This window comes from Pseudoalteromonas sp. SR41-7, assembly GCF_014163935.1.
Taxonomy (GTDB): domain Bacteria; phylum Pseudomonadota; class Gammaproteobacteria; order Enterobacterales; family Alteromonadaceae; genus Pseudoalteromonas; species Pseudoalteromonas distincta.
The window spans coordinates 373322-395053 of the sequence record NZ_JACJEF010000001.1 but is presented as its reverse complement, the minus strand read 5'-3'; the positions used below and the strand labels follow the sequence as shown (position 1 = coordinate 395053).

Here is a 21732-nt window from a genome sequence, read left to right as displayed (position 1 = left end):
AGGCGAGCATAACAATGTTTACCTGTTTTTATATCTATTTAAGCCACGCCCTAAACAGGGTTAATTTAAACGTGAAGGAATGTTATGACTTCTAAAACTGTACTACATGCTAAGCACCTAGAAGCGGGCGCAAAAATGGTTGATTTTCATGGCTGGGAAATGCCAATCAACTACGGCTCACAAATAGAAGAACACAATAGCGTACGTACCGACGCTGGTATGTTTGACGTATCACACATGACTATTGTTGATATTGAAGGGCCTCAAGCAAAAGCATTTTTACGTAAGCTAGTAGCTAACGACGTTGCAAAATTAACCGTACCAGGCAAAGCGCTTTACACAGGCATGCTTAACGAGCAAGGCGGTGTAATAGACGACTTAATTATTTATTTCTTTAGTGAAACGTTTTACCGCCTAGTTGTTAACTCAGCGACGCGCGAAAAAGACCTAGCGCATTTAGCTAACGTATCGAGCGACTTTGACGTAACTGTTACAGAGCGCCCAGAGTTTGCAATGATTGCAGTGCAAGGCCCTAACGCTAAAGCAAAAACAGCTACTCTTTTAAATGCTGAGCAACAAGCCGCTGTTGAAGGTATGAAGCCATTTTTTGGTGTTCAAGTAGGTGATTTATTTATTGCCACAACGGGTTATACTGGCGAAGACGGTTACGAAATAGTAGTACCGAACGACCAAGCAGCCGATTTATGGCAACAACTGCTAGACGCAGGTGTTAAGCCTGCTGGTTTAGGTGCACGCGACACGCTACGTTTAGAAGCAGGTATGAACCTTTACGGCCTAGATATGGACGAAAGCGTATCACCACTTGCAGCTAACATGGCATGGACCATTGCATGGGAACCAGAAGATCGTGACTTTATTGGTCGTGACGTACTTGTTAAGCAACGCGCAGAAAAAAGCACTGACAAACTAGTTGGCTTAGTGTTTGAAGAAAAAGGCGTTTTGCGTAGCGGTTCTAAAGTAATTGTTGATGGTGGTGAAGGGGTTATTACCTCAGGTACTTTCTCACCAACACTTGGTTTTAGTGTAGCCCTTGCACGTGTACCACGTTCAACAGGCGATACAGCTCAAGTAGAAATGCGTAAAAAATTAGTAAACGTTAAAGTAGTAAAGCCTAGCTTTGTACGTAACGGTAAATCAATAATTTAAATAATTTGGTTATATCAATCAGTGTAATTACAGTGATTGATATCCTCCCAATATAAACCAAAGGACAAATAAAATGAGCAACATTCCTAGCGAGTTAAAATACGCACCTTCACACGAGTGGGTTCGTAACGAAGGCGACGGTACATTTACTGTTGGTATTTCTGAGCATGCACAAGAACTTCTTGGCGACATGGTATTTGTTGAATTACCAGAAGTTGGCGACGAAGTAGACGCTGGCGAAGACTGTGCAGTAGCAGAGTCAGTTAAAGCAGCATCAGACATTTACGCACCTATCAGTGGCGAAATTGTTGCTATTAACGAAGAACTTGAAGACTCACCTGAAACAGTAAACAACGACGCTTACGGCGACGGTTGGTTATTCCGTATTAAAGCATCTGACGAGTCTGAGCTAGACAACTTATTAGACGCTGAAGGTTACTCGCACACTATCGACGAAGAATAATTATTCTTTGTAGATAACTAAAAGCCCCGCGTGTTTTATTTAGATATCGGGGCTTTTATGATTTTACAGTTAACTTTTCCATACAAAGTAAGCTGTTAAATCATAAGAATTTTAAGTTATTGCTGTTTACCCATCAGCAGTAGCCACATTTTTTGGATCATAGGAATCTGGACACATGTCAAACGCCAAATCTCTTGAAGAACTAGAGCAAAAGCAAGATTTTATTCGTCGCCATATTGGGCCAAGCCCAGCACAAGTAAGCGATATGCTAAGTGCTTTAGAAGTATCGAGTGTGCAAGAGCTCATTGACCAAACTGTACCGGCTAGCATTCGTCTAGAGCAACCGCTAACAGTTGGACAAAGCCGTACTGAAGTTGAAACACTAAGCTACTTAAAATCAGTAGCAAGCAAAAATAAAGTTTTCAAATCGTACATTGGCCAAGGCTACCACCCAACTAACGTACCGCACGTAATTTTACGTAACGTACTAGAAAATCCAGGTTGGTATACAGCGTACACACCGTATCAGCCAGAGATTGCTCAAGGGCGTTTAGAATCATTATTAAACTTCCAAACTATGACCCTAGATTTAACTGGTCTTGATTTAGCAAGCGCGTCACTACTTGACGAATCAACAGCGGCTGCAGAGGCTATGGGCCTTGCAAAACGCGTATCAAAAGCTAAAAAAGCCAATGCCTTTTTTATTGCCGACGACGTACACACACAAACAATCGACGTAGTAACAACGCGTGCCGAGCAGTTTGGTTTTGAAATAATTGTAGGTAAAGCAGAAGATGCCGTAAACCACGACATTTTTGGCGCATTGTTCCAATACCCAACTACATCAGGCGAAGTGGTAGACATAACTGACCTAATTGCTGGCGTACAAAGCAAAAAGGCCATTGCCTGTGTTACTGCCGACATAATGAGTTTATTACTGTTAAAAGCGCCGGGTAAACTAGGCGCAGACGTAGTACTTGGTTCGGCTCAGCGTTTTGGCGTACCTATGGGTTACGGCGGTCCACACGCTGCATTTTTTGCAACACGTGACGCATACAAACGTTCATTACCAGGTCGTATTATTGGTGTATCTAAAGACCGTTTAGGTAACGACGCACTACGTATGGCAATGCAAACGCGCGAACAACACATTCGCCGCGACAAGGCCAACTCAAACATTTGTACAGCACAAGTATTACTTGCCAACATGGCAGCGTTTTACGCGGTGTACCACGGCCCACAAGGCTTAAAAACTATCGCGCAGCGTATACATCGCTTTGCTGATATTTTAGCAAGTGGCCTTAAAGCTAAAGGCATCGCACTTAAGCACAGCACTTGGTTTGATACCCTTACAGTAGTAAGCGACAACAAAGACGACGTAATAGCGCGTGCAATTGCAAAAGGCGTAAATTTTGCAACAAACCACGAAGGCGAGTACTCAATTTCGGTATCAGAGACAACAACACGTGCCGATATTACTGAGTTATTTGATATTATTTTAGGCGAAGGCCATGGCCTAAGTGTTGACGCTATTGCAGCCGACGTTGAAGCAAATGGCAGCGAGTCTATCCCTGCAAGTTTAGTACGTGATGACGAAGTACTAACGCATCCAAACTTTAACAGCTACCACAGCGAAACAGACATGCTTCGCTACATTAAGCGACTAGAAAGCAAAGACTTATCGCTTAATCACTCAATGATCTCGTTAGGCTCATGTACCATGAAACTAAACGCGACCGCAGAGATGATCCCAATTACGTGGCCTGAGTTTGCAAACCTTCACCCATTCTGCCCGCTTGATCAAGCAGAGGGTTACCAAATAATGATTGGCGAGCTTCACGACTGGCTAGTAAACATTACCGGTTACGATGCAGTATCGCTTCAGCCAAACTCTGGCGCGCAAGGTGAATACGCAGGCTTAATCGCGATTCGTAAATACCACGAGTCACGCGGCGACGTACACCGTAATGTATGTTTAATCCCAAGCTCTGCGCACGGTACTAATCCTGCATCAGCGCAAATGGCGAGCATGAAAATTGTGGTAGTTAACTGCGACAAAAACGGTAACGTAGACATGGCAGACCTTAAAGCAAAAGCTGAGGAAGTGTCTGAAAACTTATCGTGTATCATGATCACATACCCGTCTACGCATGGCGTATATGAAGAAACAATTCGCGAAATTTGTGACATTATTCATGAGCACGGCGGCCAAGTTTACATGGATGGCGCAAACATGAACGCGCAAGTTGGCGTAACAAGCCCAGGCTTTATTGGCTCAGACGTATCGCACTTAAACTTGCATAAAACATTTTGTATTCCACACGGTGGCGGTGGTCCAGGTGTAGGCCCAATTGGTGTTAAATCGCATCTTGCGCCGTTTATGCCAAACCACAGCGTAATTAACGTACCAGGTACTAACATCGGTAACGGTGCGGTATCGGCAGCGCCTTATGGCTCAGCTGCTATTTTACCTATTTCATGGGCTTACATCACCATGATGGGCAGCGAGGGCTTAAAGCAAGCCACTGAAATGGCAATCGTTAATGCTAACTACTTAACGCATGAGCTAAGCAAGCACTTCCCAATTTTATACCGTGGTCGTAACAACCGTGTTGCTCACGAATGTATTGTTGACTTACGCCCGCTTAAAGAGCAATCAGGCATTACTGAAATGGACGTAGCTAAGCGCTTGCAAGATTACGGCTTCCATTCACCAACTATGTCGTTCCCAGTAGCTGGCACATTAATGATTGAGCCAACTGAGTCTGAATCAAAAGGTGAGATTGATCGCTTTATCGAAGCAATGGTGTCAATTAAAGGCGAAATTGAAAAAGTAATTTCTGGCGAATGGTCAATCGAAAATAACCCGCTAGTGTTTGCACCGCATACACAAGGCGACGTGTTAGGTAACGAATGGGACCGCGCATACGACCGTTTTTACGCTGCATTCCCAGTGCCTGCAGTAGCTAAAAACAAGTTCTGGCCAACCGTTACACGTATTGATGACGTATACGGCGACCGTAACTTGGTATGTTCATGCCCAGCGGTAGAGACTTATCGCGACTAAGAGCAGAGATGTTCATGATAAATAAGTTTGCGAATGCGTATAAATAAGTTTGCGAATGAACAAAGAAGGTGAGCTTTTATAGCTCACCTTTTTTTATTGTTGAATGTAGCTCTCGTATAAAGAATGAAACTATTTGAATTAAGTTTGTCATTGGTACCTGTATTTCTTTATCTAAATAAAAACATTTAAATTTATAATTATTATTTAAACCGATAATTATTTATCTAAATTCACAGTTACAGTCGCAATTACTTATAGCTAAAGCTTGAGATAATACAGTGCTCCTGCAAAGCTCTTTTTTAAAGTTAATTCGATACTATTTATGTGTGCTTACTTTATGGATTAATTAGCCCTAACAATCATTTGAAGCAAAAGTTAGCTAGTTTAATTGATACTTATAATGTAGACGTAACAGAAATGGGCTTTCCAGATAATTGGCAAGAGTTACCTATCTGGAATAGCATTAAATAAATTAAGAGTTAATTAAGCCCTCAGTTAACTGTAAAACCAAAGGCACTAAATTTTTATTACACATCAAATATCTAGCTTTTTAGTTTATTGCTCATCGAGTCAATTACTCTGTCTAGACCACGACGAATAGAGTTTAAGAATGTGTTTACCATGTGATTAACCGTGGGAGAGTGCGTGAGAAAATAAAAGGCAATGTTATTGCCCTTTTTTATGCGCTTAAATTGGTAGTTATAAACTATAAGGAAACCAAAGGGGGCACCCCCCTGTTGATTTTCTGACGAATCCAAGCATAAGATTATTTTCCTAGGATAAAAGATACTAGATGTGGCATAGGCTTTTTTTATGAGTTATTTACGTGTACTAGGTTATTAGGTACAGTAATGTTGTATAAAAAATTAGCTGTCTGACCTAATGTAAATACCTCTATTTAGGTCTCAGGAAAATAAAATTATAAGTAAATGGAGTTTAAGTTCATATGGAAGTTCATTTTTATCCAGGTCAGGACCTTTTGGTTATAAAGCAAAATGGTTTGAAATTCGCTCAATTTGAAGCGATGGGAGGCCCTCCACAAATTGGTAATGATCCCAATATGGCCGAAGAGCCGACTACGGCAGGTCATTATATAATAGACAAAACAGAAGCTTATAGAACACCTACTTGGCCTACATCAAAACTAACTTGGGGTACTAAGTTGAAAGATATGCCTGCAAAAGGAGATATTTGGTATGCCTTACCAAGTGGTAAGTGGGGAAGTCTAAATCAGTTATATAAACTACCTGTACGTAGTGCGATTATGGAAATGCATAAAGAATTGTATGGAGAAGAGGTGGTACCTGACAAGTGGGTGTTCAATGATTTCGGGCCTACTGCTATTCGTTGGTTTAAAGATATTAATGGGAATAAAATACTTGATGGAAAAGAGCGTCTATCAGGGCAAATGTTTCACACTACGCCAGAGAACGAAGCCGAAAAAACAACCGGTTCGACTGTTCGATTGGTACCTTCACATGGGTGTATTCATTTAAAACCTAACGATAGAGATCGCTTATTCACCATAGGTGCTTTTAAACGAGGCACTTCATTTACGGTATATAAATATCATGAACGTTATAAATCAAATTAATAAAAGTATCTGCATTTTATCAGTGACGATGAGTGCTTTTTTTTTATTTAGTAATAACCTGCTTGCTGCAAGTATGTACTTGCTACCTAACGGTAATGAAGTATCTATTGAACTTGATAGCGTATCTACTGTTTTTGACTCAAATAATGGCTGGTTACTCGGAGGTTATAAAATAATAAATGGTAGTAATGCATCATATGTGAGTTTTATTCCCTATAACAAGGAACCAATAAAATACTGGTCTTTAACAAGAGGTTATGCGTCACAATTTTTCAAAGCTAATAATAACTTTTATGTTATTAGTTCAGCAGGAGATGCTCTTCAAATTGAAGAGAATGGTCTAACCTCAACAGACTTTAAAGTTAAGCCTAAGTCTACAGTGGTAGCTGTAAAACCTTATTTAATTGCTTGCCATCCACGCGGGTGGGCAAAGCTTAGCTCTATGAATACAGGCAGTTGCTATAGGCTGGATGGTACATGGGATATTGAATTATCTTGGACTGAAATAAACATTCCACCAAAGCTGTGTAAGGGGAACTTAAAAGTATTAATAACAACCAATAAAAACCAAAATTGGGATGTTATAACCCTTGATACAGAAACAGGAAAAACACTAACAAGTAAAAAAATAGCAAAACCAAAACATGAAATGTCGTTGTGTGAGCTATAGAAGTTAATAGATTAAAATACTGTATCTATTTTAATAGACTAAATGATCTTGGATTTTGATGTATTGAACACTTTGCTTAATGCGGGTTATAAAAGGGCAATGTTATTGCCCTTTTTTACGCCCTTAAATTGGTAGTTATAAACTATAGTGCGACTAAGCTTTGCTCTAGCATTGCCTTTATTTGCTTTACTATTTTAGCTTCTGTTTCAGGTTCGAATTGTTGTATTCGTGGAGTATGAATATGCCCTGTAGGTATACTTGAATTAAGCGCATCGCGCAGGCGAATACTTCGGTACGATATTTCGTTAGATAGGTAACCACCGCCGCCGCCATTAACCGCAATACTATTTTTAAGCTCGCCGTACGAACCGGCTTTATAGGTTTTATCATGCGATGAACATTGGAATAGGGTGTGAAAATACCTTCTTGAGTGATGACGATTTTAGATGTTTTTTTTACTGCATTGATCAAGCAAGCCTTTGCTTTAATATTGAAGTGCATTCGTATTGTTTAATGACGTGAACAGCTCTCATCTCCTTTGTACAAATTAATATAATTTTTATAGATTGTATTTCTAATTATCCTAGGGTGTTTTATTGATTCATTTTTTAATATATGTAAGCATTGAGATATGTAAAAAAACTACATGATGTAGTATGCTTTTTAGAGTAATTAATAACGCAAGGAGCGAATATGACTGATCAATTCTTAGTACCAAACGACTACGCGATTCATATTGTAGAAAAGCGAATGAGTATAGATGCTTTAATAATCGCACTTTATAACACCCCTTCTGAAAAGACATTTAAACACTTTAAATTTGTAAACTCACATATTGTTGATGGCTATGCAAAGCCAGGGCAGATCGTGTTGATATCGCCAATCAATACAATGGAGTGCACTGAGCTAGAACAGCAATTTCAGGCTTCAGCTCTTGAAGTAGATAAAAAGCTAAGAGAGCTCGATGAGCATGAAAAAGAAATACTTTCTAAGCGTTATGAGCTGCTTAGTAATGTCGCTAAGTATAATGGGTTGTATTTAGGTGTTGCTAACAACTCTTGGAATTCACACGTTGGGCAAGTTAAAGCGATTTTAAAGGAGTTAGAAAAGACATATGTTAATCAATACAATGCGCATGGCAATTTAAATAACCAACAGTTTTTCCATAGGCGCAAACTTCTTTTTACTCGTTTAGATACAGCCCTAAGCCGCTTTGCTCAGCCAGCCTTAGGCGGAAGTTTAGTGGCGGGTGATATAAGGCGAAATTTAGGATTAAGCTCTAAAAGCATGATACATCATTGGCAACAACAAGGTGGGATGGCTAAAAGTATTCCTGAATTTGCCCAAAACTATAAAACAGTAGCCAATATGGCCAAAAACCTGAAAAGAGTTGGGTATGTTGGGATTGCGCTGACAGGTGTCGAGGCAAGTGCAAATATTGTAAAAGCATGCACAGAAGGAAATGAGCAAGCTTGTACTAAGGCTAAGTATGTTGAGACAGGCAAAGCTGGAGGTGCAGTTTTAGGAGGTGCAGCGTTAGGCTATCTTGGGTCCTATACATTATGTAGTGTAGTTTTTGGTTTACCATCCGGAGGAACGAGCCTTTTGTGGTGTGGTATCGTAGCGGGTGGAACAGGTGGTGTACTTGGAGGTTTTGGTGGAGGCCATGCTGGAGGGGTTGCTGGCGAGTTAATATATGAGGTTGTTGAACAGTAATGGAGCCTATTAAATTGTGGTTCTTAACTCTATTTCTTACATCTGCGGGTCTTTTCTTTTTTTTAATATTACCAATATTAATAGCTATAAAAGATAAAAAAACACGTCTGATAGAGGATGCTCTAGATGATGGAAACCGTTTTTATTCATTAAATATCATAACTGCTGGTAGCGGAGCATTACACTATGGTTCTATATTTCTATTCGACTGGTATGCAAGACGTTATAAAGTAATAGAAAAAAGAAAAGAGGTCCCGAAAAATTTACAGGTGTGGTTTAAGCTTTATTATATTTTATTTATAATATTTAGCTCTATGTTTTTATTAGCATGCATTATTGCATATTTGGGTTTAGATTGACTGTTTTTCTTCTTTGTTGATTAAATAATGGATTTGATATTTTTCGGTGTTGGCCTAGGTGTCATTTTTATCATTATTTTACCTTTAACCTTTTATTTAAAAGAGAAAAAGCTCAGAACAGTTGAAGATATTTTAGAGTCAGGAAACCGCTATTATTCCCTAAATATTTTTATGGTGCTCCATGGTTTACTTCATTATGGCAGTGTATTTTTATTTGATTGGTATGCAAAATGTTATAATTTATTAAGTGATAGAAATAAGGTGCCAGCTCAAGCCTCGATACTATTTAAAGTGTATTTTGTAATTTTTATGCTTTGCGTACTTTTAATGTTTTTATCTACATTATTTTTTGAATAATGACTTTAGGTTATAGAAAAACCAGAGGGATCACCCATTAGAAAGTTCCAGTCAAGCAGGCAGCTGTGTTTTCTTGATATTTTTATTCAAAAACCAAGTGTTCTTATTATTTAACTCAATTTAAATATGACTATGCACCTAGTAATAACGTCGATTGATGTGAATATACACCATGGCTTGAATAAAGAACGCCATATGAGTTTAAGCGTTTTAATTGAGCATCATTGATGTTTAATTAAGGCTATTGGTTTGCGGCTCAGTCATCGTTTAGTGCCAATATCAGCCAAGCTACAAATATCTTGAAGTTAAACTTTTAAGCCCTATAATTACCCGTAACAACACCCCTCCCGCTACCCGTAAGCTCAGCGCCCTGCGAGGGGTTAATTATTTCTATAGTATGGTAAAAGGATTTAGCTTCATGCAGATCCCCAAAGCCCTATAATATTTGTGCAGCAAGTCGACTTTCTATTGGAACCAAAGGCGCCAAATTTTGACTACATATTAAAGGTCTAGATTTATAGTTTGTTGCTCATTAGGTCAATTACTATCTCTAGGCGTTGCGAAAAGAGTATGAAAATGCGTTTTACCAAGTTATGAACCGTGAAATAAGGCGCGAGAACATATTTTTTATTTCATGTTCAGCTTTGCTGAACATCGCAATTAGACAGATATATGAGGGCTGGTAAAAGTCATAGTATTTTTTTCATTTAACTTCCCCTAAAATGCAGAAGTTTAAATAATTATATTAATAAAAATAGGTTTTAATAATGAAAAAAATACTGACTGTTTTAAGTTTATTCATATTTGCAGGGTGCTCTAGTTATCACAATATAAATGAAGACGGTGAAAGCTCATTAGGTGGGGGCTTCAAAGACCGTATTATTGCTGATGGTGTCTATAAAATTACTGCTCAAACAAATTTTTCACCATGGACTAACTTTGATGCAGCCAATGAAACGTTTAACCGTAGAGCTAAAGAGTTATGTGCTGGCAATTATGACGTAATCAAATCAGCAGAAGATGAGTTTGAGCATGTTGAAACTGCTGGAGCCGCAAAGTATATAATTTCGAGGGTAAAAGGTTATGTTCGTTGTGAGGCTTCAAAATTGTCAGACGAAGAAGCTCTAAAAGAAGTTGAATCAAGCTTCTATTAATAAAAACCTTATCCAAGGCTTTATTGAAACCAAAGGCACTAAATTTTGACTAGACATCAAATACCTAGCTTTTTAGTTTATTGCTCATCGAGTTAATTACTCTGTCGAGACCACGGTGAATAAAGTTTAAGAATGCATTTACCATGTGATTAACCGTGGGAGAGTGCATGAGAATAAAGGGCAATATTATTGCCCTTTATTACGCGCTTAAATTGGTTGTTATAAACTATAGCGCTACTAAGCTTTGCTCTAGCATTGCCTTTATTTGTTTTACTATTTTAGCTTCTGTTTCAGGTTCGAATTGTTGTATCCGTGGGGTATGAATATGTCCTGTAGGTATACTTGAATTAAGCGCATCTCGCAGGCGAATACTTCGGTACGATATTTCGTTAGACAGGTAACCACCGCCGCCGCCATTTACCGCAATACTATTTTTAAGTTCGCCATACGAACCCGCTTTATAGGTTTTTTCAAGCGTGGTGACTTCGTGATTGTCGATAACCTTATAAGGGCCTTTAGCTTGTTGCATGTAAGTTACAGGCAAGCTAAATTTTACAAACTCATTGCCTGGGAGTGGTCGGCCATTAAGCTTTGGTATTACTGGGCTTGTTTGCGTTCCACCATATACAATATTGGCATTATCTGGGGCGGTTACACTGCGACGTTTACCTGGGAAACGCTCTAAATCAAATTCTGTTCTGCCCATACTTACGGTTACTACCATGTCCACATTATTAAGTGCGTAGTAGGGGGCAAGTAGCGACTCTATTATACCTTGATCAAAGTCTTCGTAGCGTACAGGCACCATAACGGTGTTTATTTCTGCGCTTATGCCGTTATAATTAATAACTTGGCCGTCGAGTAATAACGCCGCAACACCTGAGGGGTTACTTTGGTTTATGTTTTTATCGAGTAAAAAAGGGTCAAAGCCTGTTAGTAATATTTTTTTAGTGCTGCCTGATGAAAAAGCAAGGTCGGTACGGCCTCTACTGCCTTCCTCAAGTAGGGTTAGTAAAGTATTTAGTTGAGCCTGCGTAATTGAGAATTTAGGTGAAGTTGTGCGTATTACTTTACTTGAAAGCAGGCGTGCCCAGTAGAGCTCTCGGTCGTCGTAGTTACTGGTTTTTATTATGCGTTGCTTGGCGTTTTCCCACAGTTCAAAGCTAAAGTTTTGTACTAATGCTTTTGCACTTTTAAAGTCGTTTAATTCTTTAAATTGTTGCTCAAAACTTGATACTTGTGAGGTAAATGCATTTAAAACATTTGGCATTGCCGATTGGGCTTTGTTGATACGCTGTTCTTCAACAGTTAAAGGATTACTTAAAGCAGCGAATGAAGAGGCAATTAAGCTGGTCGCTAATAATACTTTGATCATAATACTCCTAAGATAAAGCTATTGTTTTATATGTAATTTACTATCCTACTATTGCTAACTTAGGGCAACCAATTAACGTTGAATCGACTGAAATTTGCTTTTGTTGTTTGTTAAAAACCAAGGGGAGAGAAATTTTGCTTAATATATCAAGGGTCTAAATTATAGTTTATTGCTCATTGAGTTACTTACTATGTCTAGACCGCTATGAATAGAATAAAAAATACACTTTTTAAGTGATGACGTTTTTTAACTGTTTTTTACACTGTATTTGTCCACTTACATCGTTCTCTCTTCTTTAATGATTATTGAGTATGTTAGCCAACTATCGCTGGGTACCAACTTGCAAACACTACACCAAATAAGCCGACTAAAAATACAATGGATATCAACATCATTAAAGCAGCGGTGGCGATTATTATTACTCTATTAGACGTTTTACCTGCATACCTGACTAACTCAGCTATGAGCAGCGGCATAATATAAGAACATACGCTAATAGTTAACACGGTTGGACCTGTAAACGTTGCAGTATCAATTCCTAGTGAGCCGAACATTAAAAACCAGGCAAAAATCATCAGCCTAAAAAATAAAACGCCGTTTGCTGCAAGATATAAACGTATCGCCCAAATTTTATGTTTAGTGATATTACGCTTTCTGGCCGCTTGTACGGCTAATATACTCGCTAAAATAACCACGCAACCACTAAGCATAGTCAACGCATGCATTAAGGTGTTACCAACGGTTCCTCTGGCTATCATAAGGTACATACCTGCTAAAGAGATGGTACAGGCTAACATTACGAACACGCGACCATTGTAGCGGTGAAACTTAGTATACTTTGCTCTTATTGTAGGTATTAGCTGTAAGCTACCACCAATTATCATTATGATGGCGAGTAACACATGCAGAGCGTACATTGAATTACCGGTGGGATCGCTGGCAACATAGGCGGAGCTATTTATACGACTCCAGCCAGATATTCCCGTAGTGACCCCCGTAAGCCCGTATCCCAAGGAGAGGTAAATAACAAAGCAGGTTTGTGCCATTAAAAGGCACGTGAACCACATTTTTTTACTCATCTCAAGTAGCTCATTGGGCGTTTTTTTTATTGTTTGCATTAACATGTGCTTTTCCAGGAAATCTTTTCAATAGCCCAAATATAAAGACTTTCATGGTGATTTCTTCTCAAATTCGGAATTTGAGCAACGATATATTGATAATTTTTTGTAATTAGCTAGGGTGGTATAGACACATTCACTAACAAAGTTTTTTTGCCAACATACATGTTAATTTGTACCATGTAATTCAGGCCACGTTGTTGGTTAAAACGTCATTTTAAGAGCACGCTATTATGCAAAATTATTCCCCTTATTATCTTCTTCTTTTTGTTTGTATGGGGTTAATGTTTTTAAATGCGCTGAAAAAAGATAAGCAGCTGGTTAATTATTTATTTGTGATTTTTTGTGGTTCCCTTTGTATGGTGGCAGCACAAAAGCTCAGTGCGCAAAGTATTGGCGCGTATCAATATTTAATCGGGTTGTTCACTTGCGCAACATGTAATGTTTCATGGCTGATTGCAAGAACGTTATTTCGTGAGCATTCGCCAATTTCCCGCAGGCATGTGGCTTTTGCTGCAACCATTGCCGGCTTGATCATGTTTAATCAAACATGGCACTACTTAGTGAGCCTTGATCCTCAGCCTTTACCTACCAGTGATATAATGTGGCGCTTAAAGCAAGGGGTGAATGAGATCACCATATTGCTTTCATCAAGTATCCTTGCGCTTTCTTTTTGGGAGGCGTTTAGAGGTTATAGTAAAAAAACACAGTCACAAAAAATGCAATCAGTCATCTTTGGGAGCGCTTGGGTTTTAGCTGTGTTTAATGCAAGTATTTTTCCTAAGTTTATTTTTAGCGCGGCTGAAATTGAGCTGTATAACCCCATTATCATAACTTCATCTGCACTTTTAATAGTATTTGCAATGCAGGGAGTTATGCTGCTTCAAGCAATTACTACTAATAAGCAAAAGTTAAATCACAATAGTAAGAGCAAGACTGCTTTTGATACTGATGATGTAAAAGAGTCTTGTGGTAGTGTTCATCACCAAGAGCAAGTGCCCTCAGAATTAATAGGAGGTATTGCTGAACTGATGAGCGAGCAGCAGTTATTTTTACAAACTAGCCTTAAAATTTCGGATTTTGCACAAGCGCTCAAAGTGCCGGAATACAAAATTAGTAGAGCAATTCGCTATCACTATAAAGTAGCTAACTTTAATCTGTTTATTAACCAATACCGTGTAAATTATGCGAAGACATTATTAGCAAGTGAACAAGCCAAAGAGTGGAGTATTTTGAGCATTGCACTTGAAAGTGGTTTTTCTTCTCTTGCTACGTTTAATCGTGTGTTTAAAGATATTGTCGGCGGTATTCCTAACGAATATCGAAAACAAAACGATGACTACTATAATAAAGGTATACGGGAGCTTGTTGATTAGCCAGCTACGTTAAATTATCTGTAAATAAACCAAAAGGGTCTAATTTTAACTTCATATCAATGGTCTAGATTTATAGTTTATTGCTCATTGAGTTAATTATTATGTCTAGACCGCTGCGAATAGAGTATGAGAATACGTTTAACCGTGTAATGAAACGTTGAGAAGGCCGTGAAAATACCTTTTTAGTGATGAGGGTCTGAAGTGTTTTTGATACTGCATTGAGCAAGCAAGCCTTCGTTTTAATATTGAAGTGCATTCTTATTGTTTTATGGCCAATTACCATCATCTGCTAATAAAAATCCCCGAGTCGAAATTGGTTTTTATGGGTTCTATTTTAAGTGCTCATAAAAGTAAAAAGCCGTTGCAGTAATGCAACGCTTTTCATTATGGTTTTATGTGCTTAGGCAATACGAGCGTAAGGCTTTATAGTCCTTTAAGACCCTCTATTAATCATCTGGCCCTTTTAAGGTAAACACTAAATGTTTACGCATATCCTTTAAAATCACGCCTTTTTTAAGCATTGCGCCGCTTAAGCGTTTTTGCCATTTTAATAAATCTGGCTCTGCGGCTGCTAAGGCTTGCTCGTTTTCAAACTGAAAACACAGCAGTAGTGAACTTGGAAATAAGTGATATTCCACATCAAACCAGCATTGCAGCATGCCTGGGAGCTCAGCGCGGCCTTGCTCTTCTAATTTTTCAGCAGTATTGAGTACAAGCGCTTGCTGTTTTATTTGCACTGCAGAGAGTTTTTTCATTATTAAAATCCAAGTTAGCGGCTAAAAAATGCAGCCGGAATGTGGGCATTATACGCAAGCTTGTAGGCAGGCAACAACTTTGAAAGGGAGTTAATGTCCAATAGAGTGTATCTGCTTAAAATAAAGGGTCATGTTGCAAGGCACCTCCAGTTTTTCAACCTATGTAGATCGGATAAGTGGCGCAGCCGCGCCATCCGACTTTTTAAGTTTCATCACTGAACTCCGATTTGGGTATTAATATATTTTTTAGCTCAATAGTTAAGTAACCTTAACCTAAGCTTTTGCCAAGTTGCTTGCGACAACTGGGGAGTGGTTGTCGCAAGGCGCCTTTAGCGCCTCACCACACTACGCTTAATACTTATAAGAGGTATTAATTGGGTAGGTTTATTTGGAGCGGCGCTTGTCTAGTACGTAGCGTACGGCCATTCTTGCAACACCCGCACCAATACCTGAGACTACTGCCCATGTAACGGCCTCTTTAAGATCTGTTTCTTCGCTTGGTCTATCTTTTGGAGCTGGTTCGTTGGTAACCTTTTCCCACGATTTTTGTAAGGTTTTCCTTGTTAACATACCTGCAGATGCAGCGGCGAGACCTATACCTATTGTCGTAATTAGTTGTTTATTACTCATAATGTTCTCCTTTTTATAAATAACGGCAGCGTTATTTATGTATAACTCTTTAAGTAAGAATATTAATAACAGCAATTTACGTACCGATAGGCTGAGGCGTTTTTAAATCAGGGCGTTCTTGTTTTATGCAAATTAGTCGTTTAAAACCATACTCACATCACACTTTCACCACATTTACACACAAGCTAAATAACCACTGTAGAGCGTGCGCAACTCTGCTCAAAATCTTCTTTTTAGATATTAACTCTGCAATTTAACTTACCTTCTAGGCGGCTTATCGCACTCATTGCTGTACAGATAGTAAACACTTCCACCCTATGCTTTAATATTAAAAAACAAGGGAGGGCGTTATGAGTAAAAATCGATTTTTATTTAATAAATACGTTTTGGTAATGACAGTGTCGGGCACTTTGGCAGTGCCGCTACCAGTGCTGAGCAACGATAAGGGGCCGCTAGTTGAGCAGCTTTGTGCTAGTTGCCATAGTTTAACTAATCTTGAGCGCAGTGCGGGTTATAGCCAGCAGGACTGGCAAACATTAATAAGCTATATGGTTGATGCGGGCGCAGATACTGCGCTTAATAAAGATATAAGCGCTTATTTAGCTGAGCATTATCCTGTAAACACTAAGCGCGAATCTAAGGTTGTTACCGGCGATTTAAAGCTTAGCTTTAAGTACTGGCAAGTGCCAACGCTTGGGCAGCGCGCTCGCGATCCGGTGCAAGGTAAAAATGGCATTATTTGGTGGGTTGGCCAGTGGGGTAATATTTTAGGCCGGTTAGACCCTCAAACCGGCGATATGAAAGAGTATACACTGCCAAGTGGTACATATGCGCACAGTGTGTCGCTTGATAAAAATCAAACCCCTTGGTTTTTAGGCAATAAAAATGGCACGGTTGGATATTTAGACTTAAAAACCGAAAAATTTAAAGTGTATAAAATGCCAAATAAAAATGCCCGCGACCCGCATACTGGTGTATTTGATGAAGCCGGAATATTTTGGTTTACCCTCCAGCATAGCAATATGATTGGCAAGCTAGACCCTACAACTGGCGATATTCAATTGGCTACTTTACCCACTAAAGGCTCACGGCCATATGGTATTAAGCTTGATTCAAAAGGCACGCCGTGGGTGTCGTGTAATGGTAGTAACTGTTTGGTTAAAGTTGATAAAAATACCATGGAGCTTAGTGAGATAAAACTCCCAGGCGCTAAAACGCATACTAGGCGATTAGCCATTACGCCTGACGATATAGTTTTTTATGTTAACTCTGGTATGGGTAAACTTGGCCGCTATAACCCCAAAAACGGTAAAATAACGCAGTGGGATAATCCCAGTGGTGAAAACAGTCATCCGTATGCAATTGAATATGCCGATAACGCCATTTGGTTTAACGAGTCAGCCAAGCGTCCTGAAACCTTAGTAAGGTTCGACCTTAATACCGAAACTATGCAGAGCTGGCAAATTCCGAGTAAAGAAGGAGTTTACTCTGGCTTAATTAGGCATATGCGCATGGGGAATAATGGGCTGATCATTCATCAAACAGCAACTAACCAATTAGCTGAAATTACGTGGAGTAAGTAATAATTTATTTTATGTTAAAGCTGCGTACTGCTTACTAGTAAGTTTTCTTATATTAGGTAGGAGTTTTTTACAAAGCTTAGCAACTTTTACCTTTTAAATAAGTAAATTGATACAATTATTTATTTAAGGTATTGATTTTTATTAGTTAAATTTGTGGTTTGGGTTTTGCTTGGTAGTAAGTGTATTTTCTTAAATAAAATAAAGGAGTTATTATGAGTACCGTTATTACTGGGTTATTTGAAAGTGCATCACAAGCAACACTCGCAATTTATAGATTAGAAGCTTTAGGTATTAATGAAGCTGACATAAGCATTGTAGCCAACGACTCATACGCAAAGGAAGATTTTGCTGTAGACGAAGGTACAAAAGCCGCTGAAGGTGGCCTTGTAGGCGCGGCTTCAGGTGGTATTCTTGCTGCAATTATTGGCGGTTTTACTGCAGTAGGTACTGTAGCAACAGGTGGTACGGGCTTATTAGTTGCCGGACCATTAGTCGCAGCATTTGCTGCTGGTGGCGCAGGCGCCGCAGTAGGTGGTACTTTAGGTGCTGCAATTGGTGCGTTTATTCCTGAGCACGAAATTAAATATTATGAAGATGCCATTGAAAAGGGCTCTATATTAATTGGTGTTAAGTACGATAGTGACAACAAAAACGCTATTGAAGAAATACTTAACAATGCAGGCGCAAGTAACGTTTCTACGGCTTAATGCTAACTAATTAGTTTCAAAATTAATTAAAAAGGTGAAACTTAGTTTCACCTTTTTTTTTCGTTTTTAACGGCGGAGCAATTATAAATATTAACGTAATTTTTTATCATTAAATAAACTCCATATATAAGTAAATTGGTTTTAAACATGCTTTGATTATAGAAAAGACTTATTTAGATAGGCGCTTTTTATTACATGTCGTAAGGCCTCTCTAACAACACCAACTCTCGAAACTACCGCCTATATAATAACGGCCTTTTTAATAGCTACTTTTTAACTTGGCTTGTCTTTTTGGGTTGGATCGTCGGTAATCTTCTTTTATGAGTTTTGTAAAGTTGCCATTCTGTTTGTAAATATGCCTTGGTTTTTGTTTAACTTTTGGGTGAAAGTCAGTTTTTTTAATTAACTAGCTATTTATTTAAAATTAATAAAAATTATAAATTTACTTTTTAATCAATAGATTAAAAATAAATAATACATAAATTCATGTTTACGCGTAGGGCTGGTATATACATTGAAACTACTTGTTTAATAGTCGCTTAATTTAGCGTTATTGCTTTATTAATTTGATACTAAACGAGGAGATGATGATGAATTGTTTGCAGTTTGATTCAAACGCTAAAAGACCTTTAACCCGCGTTTTAAAACCAGCTTTTGCGATACTACTTACCGGTGTGTTACTACAAAATAGTGCACTGGCTAATGTAAAAGTTCAAATGCACCAAGTAACTAAGTCCGGCCAAGGGCAATCACTAGGTACTATTACACTAACAGAAAATGATAACGGTGTTGTTTTTTCACCAAGTTTAAAAGGTTTAACACCGGGGCTGCATGGTTTTCATGTTCACCAATTTGCTAGTTGTGAGCCCAAGAAAAAAGGCGAGAAAGTTGTGCCGGGGGGCGCCGCTGGTGGGCATTTCGATCCAAAAGCTAGCGAGCATCATGATGCTCCTTGGGGGGATGGCCATTTAGGCGATTTACCGGCGTTGTATGTAAATGAAAGTGGCCTAGCTAAATCGCCTGTTTTAGCGCCAAGGCTCACGCTTGAAAAACTTAAACAACACGCAGTAATGATTCACGAAGGAAGTGATAACTATGCAGATAAGCCAAAGCCATTAGGTGGCGGTGGCAAACGTGTTGCTTGTGGCGTAATTGAGTAAATATAAGGAGGAAGTTATGCCATATAAAAATCGTGATGAATTACCTGAGTCGGTAAAAAGTAACTTACCTAAACATGCTCAAGAGATATATCAAGAGGCGTTTAATAGTGCGTGGGATACCTATAAGGACCCTAGCGATAGAAAAAACGATGATGACCGCGAAACAACAGCGCACAAAGTAGCTTGGTCGGCGGTTAAAAATAGTTATAGCAAAAATGATAATGGAAATTGGGTAAAGTCGAGTAACTAAACTAACAACAAAGCTTAAGCATTAAAAAGCCGCCATAGCTGATATAGCGGCTTTTTATATAGACGTTTTATAGTTGCGCTGTTTATACAATACTTTGCAGTCTGTTTGAGTAAAAACTGGTAAGCAAAACCATAAGTACTGCTTTAAACACGAATGTGAGTTTGGTTTAAATTTGCGTTATTATTTATTTGTATTAGCCAATCAGAGAACACTTTGAATTATTTAGCTCATCTTTATTTAGCGCAGCCCACAGCCGATTCTCACTTTGGGAACCTGTTGGGTGACTTTGGTGGAAAAAGACATGTAAAGCACTTACCAAACACAGTTAAAAATGGCCTCGATAACCATTATTTAGTTGATAAATTTACCGACTCTCACCGCGCAGTTAAACACGCTAAACAATACTTTTCACCCGAGCGTAAACGCTTTGCTGGTGTGGCTATTGATGTGGTGTTTGATCACTTTTTAATTGTGCATTGGCAACGATTTAGCAAGCAACCTTTAAGTGATTTTAAGTACACCAGCTATCAGCTTTTAAATAACCGTATACCTGTTATGCCAGCGCGAATGCAGCATGTTGTAACAAGTATGACTAAAAACGATTGGTTTAAAGAGTACGAAACCGTTGAGGGAGTAGGGCTTGCGCTTGATAATATAGCCAAACGCATTCGTTTTACGAACACTTTTTCGGGCGCGGCTGATGACATAGCACAGAATTACGATGAATTAGAAGCCGTGTTTTTAGCGTTCTTCCCGGAGCTAATTAAGCATGTGAATGAGTTTGACCTTGAAAGCCCCTCAAAAAATGGCATAAAGCGCATTATTTAAAGTTTTCATCAATTGTTAATCTTTTGTGATAAGTTAAGGTGAAAAACACGCTACTCTAATACAAATTAATTTTTGAGTGTTTTTAATGAATCGCAATTACTTGGTTATTGTGGGCTTTGCTGTTTTAGCGGCATTTCAATCCGGTGCTGTATTGGCTTTCGACTTCGACTTAAAATCGGTACGCACAACTATTTCAAACCCAAGCACTAGCCACGCGCTAATATACGATGACTTGGCGCAGAGTAATCAAAAAATACTGTTTTCGTTAGATCCCATAAATAACCAGCGTGTGGGTGTGTTTTTTGATATTAACGACATTGAAATTGGCTACTCTGCCGACATTTTTGAAGATGACGTTGAAACAAAAACACTAGATATACTGCTCTCGTATAGAAAATTTAAAAATTACAAAATCACATTTAACTATCAAACGCTTGAAGGGCTGCAAAGCACGGCTAGCAATTTAAGCGGCAATCAAACGGATCAAATTTTCTCGCAAAATACACGTTCAACCAAGTTTGAGCTATCTGGCCAACACAACTTTTATACCTTCAATAATAAAGAGTCTTTGTTTGAGCATTTTTTTCTTAATAGGCCAAAGCTAAGCAGCAAATTTGATTTGTCGTTAAGTGTTGTTGGCGCTTGGTCTTTCAAGCATGTATCTCTTGAGAATAAAGATAATATTGTGTTTCAGGCTGATTTTTTAAGTTCACCTGTGCCACAGATCACTAAGTTAATTTCTAATTCGTATGGGGCGAGTATTGGCTCGCTTTTATCATTTTCGTTACCGCATAATGTTCACGTATTTGCTGAATACAAAGTAGGTAAAGGGCATATTCAAAACACAAACCCTGGGCTGGGGTTAAAAGATTCGGGCGCCGAAAAAGTTGAAGCATACGGTGGTGGAATTTCTTGGACTTCCGACAATAAAAAACTTATGGTCGTACTACGCGCGTGGGAGCAAACAGGCCGGCATATAGATACTTCTTTTGGTGATTTGTCAGTAATTAAGTTTTTTTAGTATTGATCACCAAAATAGTAAATTTACCAGGAATACTATGAGTAAGAATAACGCAGTACCTCAGGCTTATGTGAAGCAAGAGGAAGGTTACCGAATTAAAGCCTTAAGATTGTACCCTTGGGTATGCGGGCGTTGTGCTCGTGAGTTTGAGTACTCTAATTTACGAGAGTTAACGGTGCATCATATAGATCATAACCATAGTAATAATCCAGAGGATGGCAGTAACTGGGAGTTATTGTGTATTTATTGCCACGACAATGAGCACAATAAATACCACGAACATATTATGTATGGCGGGTCGACTACAGAGCGAAAAGTTGAGGCTGCAACGCATTCTCCATTTGCCGATTTAAAAGCGATGCTTAATAAATCAAAGTAGCTA

The 21732-nt window shown here is 38.7% G+C and carries 21 protein-coding genes and 1 pseudogene; 17 read left to right on the top strand and 5 right to left on the bottom strand.

The features are described 5' to 3' along the window. The first annotated feature begins 84 nt into the window (after window positions 1–84). From gcvT to H5092_RS01765, 5 genes are all read left to right on the top strand, one after another. Window positions 85–1167: a glycine cleavage system aminomethyltransferase GcvT gene (gcvT, locus tag H5092_RS01785; protein WP_002958027.1), complete on the top strand. Its 1083-nt coding sequence runs from the start codon at window positions 85–87 to the stop codon at window positions 1165–1167. Between the two features lie 73 nt (window positions 1168–1240). Next, on the top strand, window positions 1241–1630 hold the full coding sequence (gcvH, locus tag H5092_RS01780; RefSeq protein WP_002958029.1) for a glycine cleavage system protein GcvH: 390 nt from the start codon (window positions 1241–1243) through the stop codon (window positions 1628–1630). A gap of 175 nt (window positions 1631–1805) precedes the next feature. Beyond that, complete coding sequence (gene gcvP / locus H5092_RS01775; RefSeq protein ID WP_182715728.1) at window positions 1806–4697, top strand: aminomethyl-transferring glycine dehydrogenase; 2892 nt, start codon at window positions 1806–1808, stop codon at window positions 4695–4697. A 946-nt stretch (window positions 4698–5643) separates the two neighbouring features. After that, window positions 5644–6291 (top strand): L,D-transpeptidase family protein, encoded by a 648-nt coding sequence (locus H5092_RS01770; RefSeq protein WP_149606974.1) that lies wholly within the window; start codon window positions 5644–5646, stop codon window positions 6289–6291. Then, window positions 6269–6961, top strand: a complete 693-nt coding sequence (locus H5092_RS01765; RefSeq protein ID WP_149606975.1) for a hypothetical protein — start codon at window positions 6269–6271, stop codon at window positions 6959–6961. The genes H5092_RS01770 and H5092_RS01765 overlap by 23 nt, the downstream gene beginning before the upstream one ends. A 142-nt stretch (window positions 6962–7103) precedes the next feature. Here the strand turns inward: H5092_RS01765 and H5092_RS20590 are convergent. Continuing rightward, window positions 7104–7349, bottom strand: a pseudogene (locus tag H5092_RS20590) (hypothetical protein); the annotation flags it as partial. Between the two features lie 305 nt (window positions 7350–7654). Here H5092_RS20590 and H5092_RS01760 point away from each other — a divergent pair. From H5092_RS01760 to H5092_RS01745, 4 genes are all read left to right on the top strand, one after another. Then, entirely contained in the window at window positions 7655–8677 is a 1023-nt protein-coding gene (locus H5092_RS01760; protein WP_182732796.1) for a hypothetical protein, read from the top strand. Further along, on the top strand, window positions 8677–9036 hold the full coding sequence (locus H5092_RS01755; protein ID WP_182723929.1) for a hypothetical protein: 360 nt from the start codon (window positions 8677–8679) through the stop codon (window positions 9034–9036). Before H5092_RS01760 ends, H5092_RS01755 begins: the two co-directional genes overlap by 1 nt. Before the next feature lie 27 nt (window positions 9037–9063). Then, window positions 9064–9393: a hypothetical protein gene (locus H5092_RS01750; protein ID WP_182732795.1), complete on the top strand. Its 330-nt coding sequence runs from the start codon at window positions 9064–9066 to the stop codon at window positions 9391–9393. 767 nt (window positions 9394–10160) lie between these two features. Next, window positions 10161–10547 (top strand): hypothetical protein, encoded by a 387-nt coding sequence (locus tag H5092_RS01745; RefSeq protein WP_182732794.1) that lies wholly within the window; start codon window positions 10161–10163, stop codon window positions 10545–10547. A gap of 226 nt (window positions 10548–10773) precedes the next feature. Here the strand turns inward: H5092_RS01745 and H5092_RS01740 are convergent, their stop codons facing one another. Beyond that, window positions 10774–11922 (bottom strand): hypothetical protein, encoded by a 1149-nt coding sequence (locus tag H5092_RS01740; RefSeq protein WP_182732793.1) that lies wholly within the window; start codon window positions 11920–11922, stop codon window positions 10774–10776. Window positions 11923–12236: 314 nt separating this feature from the next. Next, window positions 12237–13040 (bottom strand): DUF2306 domain-containing protein, encoded by an 804-nt coding sequence (locus H5092_RS01735; protein ID WP_259398353.1) that lies wholly within the window; start codon window positions 13038–13040, stop codon window positions 12237–12239. 359 nt (window positions 13041–13399) lie between these two features. On the opposite strand from H5092_RS01735, the gene H5092_RS01730 reads away from it, so the two are divergent. Next, on the top strand, window positions 13400–14416 hold the full coding sequence (locus H5092_RS01730; protein WP_259398352.1) for an AraC family transcriptional regulator: 1017 nt from the start codon (window positions 13400–13402) through the stop codon (window positions 14414–14416). Between the two features lie 446 nt (window positions 14417–14862). Here the strand turns inward: H5092_RS01730 and H5092_RS01725 are convergent, their stop codons facing one another. Continuing rightward, window positions 14863–15171 (bottom strand): hypothetical protein, encoded by a 309-nt coding sequence (locus tag H5092_RS01725; protein ID WP_024596321.1) that lies wholly within the window; start codon window positions 15169–15171, stop codon window positions 14863–14865. A 384-nt stretch (window positions 15172–15555) separates the two neighbouring features. Beyond that, complete coding sequence (locus H5092_RS01720; RefSeq protein ID WP_002958040.1) at window positions 15556–15801, bottom strand: DUF4235 domain-containing protein; 246 nt, start codon at window positions 15799–15801, stop codon at window positions 15556–15558. Window positions 15802–16151: 350 nt separating this feature from the next. Between H5092_RS01720 and H5092_RS01715 the strand changes: the two genes are divergently transcribed. The 7 genes from H5092_RS01715 to H5092_RS01685 all read left to right on the top strand — a co-directional run bounded on the left by H5092_RS01715 (window position 16152) and on the right by H5092_RS01685 (window position 21729). Then, window positions 16152–17384 (top strand): cytochrome C, encoded by a 1233-nt coding sequence (locus tag H5092_RS01715; protein ID WP_182732792.1) that lies wholly within the window; start codon window positions 16152–16154, stop codon window positions 17382–17384. A 212-nt stretch (window positions 17385–17596) separates the two neighbouring features. Further along, window positions 17597–18091: a general stress protein gene (locus tag H5092_RS01710; RefSeq protein ID WP_002958042.1), complete on the top strand. Its 495-nt coding sequence runs from the start codon at window positions 17597–17599 to the stop codon at window positions 18089–18091. A gap of 590 nt (window positions 18092–18681) precedes the next feature. Continuing rightward, the gene (gene sodC / locus H5092_RS01705) at window positions 18682–19251 is read left to right on the top strand and encodes a superoxide dismutase family protein (RefSeq protein ID WP_182721471.1); all 570 of its coding nucleotides are present in this window, start codon (window positions 18682–18684) and stop codon (window positions 19249–19251) included. Between the two features lie 16 nt (window positions 19252–19267). Further along, window positions 19268–19501: a ChaB family protein gene (locus H5092_RS01700; protein WP_039485228.1), complete on the top strand. Its 234-nt coding sequence runs from the start codon at window positions 19268–19270 to the stop codon at window positions 19499–19501. A gap of 213 nt (window positions 19502–19714) precedes the next feature. After that, a complete protein-coding gene (locus H5092_RS01695; RefSeq protein ID WP_182732791.1) occupies window positions 19715–20329 on the top strand; it encodes an ACP phosphodiesterase in 615 nt (204 codons plus the stop codon). A gap of 85 nt (window positions 20330–20414) precedes the next feature. Beyond that, complete coding sequence (locus H5092_RS01690) at window positions 20415–21350, top strand: hypothetical protein (protein ID WP_182721473.1); 936 nt, start codon at window positions 20415–20417, stop codon at window positions 21348–21350. Between the two features lie 37 nt (window positions 21351–21387). Then, the gene (locus H5092_RS01685) at window positions 21388–21729 is read left to right on the top strand and encodes a YajD family HNH nuclease (protein ID WP_024604747.1); all 342 of its coding nucleotides are present in this window, start codon (window positions 21388–21390) and stop codon (window positions 21727–21729) included. Window positions 21730–21732 lie beyond the last annotated feature (3 nt).

Bases quoted from the DNA above. Each gene is read 5' to 3' on its own strand.
- gcvT (WP_002958027.1), top strand. From the start codon at position 85: ATGACTTCTAAAACTGTACTACATGCTAAGCACCTAGAAGCGGGCGCA.
- gcvH (WP_002958029.1), top strand. From the start codon at position 1,241: ATGAGCAACATTCCTAGCGAGTTAAAATACGCACCTTCACACGAGTGG.
- gcvP (WP_182715728.1), top strand. From the start codon at position 1,806: ATGTCAAACGCCAAATCTCTTGAAGAACTAGAGCAAAAGCAAGATTTT.
- H5092_RS01770 (WP_149606974.1), top strand. From the start codon at position 5,644: ATGGAAGTTCATTTTTATCCAGGTCAGGACCTTTTGGTTATAAAGCAA.
- H5092_RS01765 (WP_149606975.1), top strand. From the start codon at position 6,269: ATGAACGTTATAAATCAAATTAATAAAAGTATCTGCATTTTATCAGTG.
- H5092_RS01760 (WP_182732796.1), top strand. From the start codon at position 7,655: ATGACTGATCAATTCTTAGTACCAAACGACTACGCGATTCATATTGTA.
- H5092_RS01755 (WP_182723929.1), top strand. From the start codon at position 8,677: ATGGAGCCTATTAAATTGTGGTTCTTAACTCTATTTCTTACATCTGCG.
- H5092_RS01750 (WP_182732795.1), top strand. From the start codon at position 9,064: ATGGATTTGATATTTTTCGGTGTTGGCCTAGGTGTCATTTTTATCATT.
- H5092_RS01745 (WP_182732794.1), top strand. From the start codon at position 10,161: ATGAAAAAAATACTGACTGTTTTAAGTTTATTCATATTTGCAGGGTGC.
- H5092_RS01740 (WP_182732793.1), bottom strand. From the start codon at position 11,922: ATGATCAAAGTATTATTAGCGACCAGCTTAATTGCCTCTTCATTCGCT.
- H5092_RS01735 (WP_259398353.1), bottom strand. From the start codon at position 13,040: ATGCAAACAATAAAAAAAACGCCCAATGAGCTACTTGAGATGAGTAAA.
- H5092_RS01730 (WP_259398352.1), top strand. From the start codon at position 13,400: ATGGTGGCAGCACAAAAGCTCAGTGCGCAAAGTATTGGCGCGTATCAA.
- H5092_RS01725 (WP_024596321.1), bottom strand. From the start codon at position 15,171: ATGAAAAAACTCTCTGCAGTGCAAATAAAACAGCAAGCGCTTGTACTC.
- H5092_RS01720 (WP_002958040.1), bottom strand. From the start codon at position 15,801: ATGAGTAATAAACAACTAATTACGACAATAGGTATAGGTCTCGCCGCT.
- H5092_RS01715 (WP_182732792.1), top strand. From the start codon at position 16,152: ATGAGTAAAAATCGATTTTTATTTAATAAATACGTTTTGGTAATGACA.
- H5092_RS01710 (WP_002958042.1), top strand. From the start codon at position 17,597: ATGAGTACCGTTATTACTGGGTTATTTGAAAGTGCATCACAAGCAACA.
- sodC (WP_182721471.1), top strand. From the start codon at position 18,682: ATGAATTGTTTGCAGTTTGATTCAAACGCTAAAAGACCTTTAACCCGC.
- H5092_RS01700 (WP_039485228.1), top strand. From the start codon at position 19,268: ATGCCATATAAAAATCGTGATGAATTACCTGAGTCGGTAAAAAGTAAC.
- H5092_RS01690 (WP_182721473.1), top strand. From the start codon at position 20,415: ATGAATCGCAATTACTTGGTTATTGTGGGCTTTGCTGTTTTAGCGGCA.
- H5092_RS01685 (WP_024604747.1), top strand. From the start codon at position 21,388: ATGAGTAAGAATAACGCAGTACCTCAGGCTTATGTGAAGCAAGAGGAA.